The sequence below is a fragment of the Microcystis sp. LE19-84.1B genome, from assembly GCF_027531875.1.
Lineage (GTDB): Bacteria > Cyanobacteriota > Cyanobacteriia > Cyanobacteriales > Microcystaceae > Microcystis > Microcystis panniformis.
In genome coordinates this window covers 1-1,228 of sequence record NZ_JAPZSR010000118.1, presented here as the reverse complement: position 1 = coordinate 1,228, position 1,228 = coordinate 1, and the positions used below count along the sequence as shown (strand labels likewise).

The following is a 1,228-nucleotide window of genomic DNA, read 5'->3' as shown; positions in this document are numbered from 1 at the left end:
TTTGCATTTCTTGTAAAAGCTCTTGGGTTTTAGCTTCAATTTTTGCCCTTCTTTCAGAGGGCAGTTTATCCATTTCTTCATCAAAGGTAATCATAGATTTTGCTCCGTTAAGGTTTTTAAATAGGCTTCAAATCTTTTTTCAGCGATGGGAATGTTTTTTTCATACCATCTTTTATCGCCAGTTTTATTTCCTCCTACTAGCATGATAGCTTGACGGATAGGATCGAAAGCAAAAAGCACTCGCCAAGGTTGTCCTTGATGCTGTACTCGCAATTCTTTAAGGTTAGGGTAACGACTGCCTTGAAGAGTGTCAACATAAGGTCGTCCTAACAAGGGTCCTTTTTGTTTAAGTAGCCCAATATAAGCCAAGATTGAATCTTGTACAGTTTCTTCTTGCTCGTATAGCCAATCTCGAAAGGCTTCATCAAAGATAATATTCCATTCCATCTTTTTTTGTCCTAATTTTTACTCATTTCTTGGCGAATGATGCTGATTAGTTTTTGAGCTTGTTGATAACCTGCTTCATTCCCTTGTTGTCGATCAATTTTTGCTTTTTCGTTTTGTCGTAATATGGCATATAAAAGACCACGACTACGGATTATAGTAATCATAGCAATTATCGTCGATTGGGTTGACCCAAGGAAACCCAACAAAAAGATTCAGACAGATTTAGATTTTGGGTGTTGGGTTGCGCTTTTCCTGAGAATTGAGAGGTTTTCCTTAACATATTTATTCGCTCAACCCAAGCTAGGGACTGCACCTAGTTTTTTACACACAATTCCTGATGGTTTAAAATAGCTTCTGATACCTGAATGAGTAGAAAAGCGATCGCATCTTGATGATCCGCGTCGGTTAAAATGGTTTCGAGGGTGCTAGGGGTGGGAATTTCGTCCCCATCTGCCAACATAAAGGAAATATGACCTTTTAAGGCTTCAGTTGCCATTTTTTTCGCTTCTTCGATGGTTTCTCCTGCACTAATACAACCCGGAAAGTCATAAAATTGTACCCCATAATCACTATGTTTATCTTTATGAACGGTGGCTAAATAAGTAATCATTGATTTCTCCTTTATCGTAATTTAATACCGGCTTGTTTTTCGATACTGATTAGGGTTTTAAGGGGAATATCCTTTTTAGGGTGAGGAACAGTCACTTTCCCTTTTTTATGGGGATGTTTAAAATGATGATGACTTCCTGTTGTACCTACTTGATACCATCCCTCATCCTTC

At 38.2% G+C, this 1,228-nt stretch carries 4 protein-coding genes; all 4 read right to left on the bottom strand.

All coding sequences use genetic code 11. From position 1 onward, the window contains the following. Nucleotides 1-90: 90 nt before the first annotated feature. Nucleotides 91-447 (bottom strand): type II toxin-antitoxin system RelE/ParE family toxin, encoded by a 357-nt coding sequence (locus O9324_RS07015; protein ID WP_002735616.1) that lies wholly within the window; start codon nucleotides 445-447, stop codon nucleotides 91-93. Between the two features lie 11 nt (nucleotides 448-458). After that, complete coding sequence (locus O9324_RS07010; protein ID WP_288139821.1) at nucleotides 459-611, bottom strand: hypothetical protein; 153 nt, start codon at nucleotides 609-611, stop codon at nucleotides 459-461. Between the two features lie 149 nt (nucleotides 612-760). After that, entirely contained in the window at nucleotides 761-1,057 is a 297-nt protein-coding gene (locus O9324_RS07005; protein ID WP_104396059.1) for a type II toxin-antitoxin system HicB family antitoxin, read from the bottom strand. 11 nt (nucleotides 1,058-1,068) lie between these two features. After that, on the bottom strand, nucleotides 1,069-1,228 hold a 160-nt coding region (locus tag O9324_RS07000; RefSeq protein WP_288104615.1), incomplete at its 5' end, for a type II toxin-antitoxin system HicA family toxin.

Excerpts from the sequence above, each read along its gene's own strand:
- O9324_RS07015 (WP_002735616.1), bottom strand. The coding sequence starts at position 447 with ATGGAATGGAATATTATCTTTGATGAAGCCTTTCGAGATTGGCTATAC.
- O9324_RS07010 (WP_288139821.1), bottom strand. The coding sequence starts at position 611 with ATGATTACTATAATCCGTAGTCGTGGTCTTTTATATGCCATATTACGA.
- O9324_RS07005 (WP_104396059.1), bottom strand. The coding sequence starts at position 1,057 with ATGATTACTTATTTAGCCACCGTTCATAAAGATAAACATAGTGATTAT.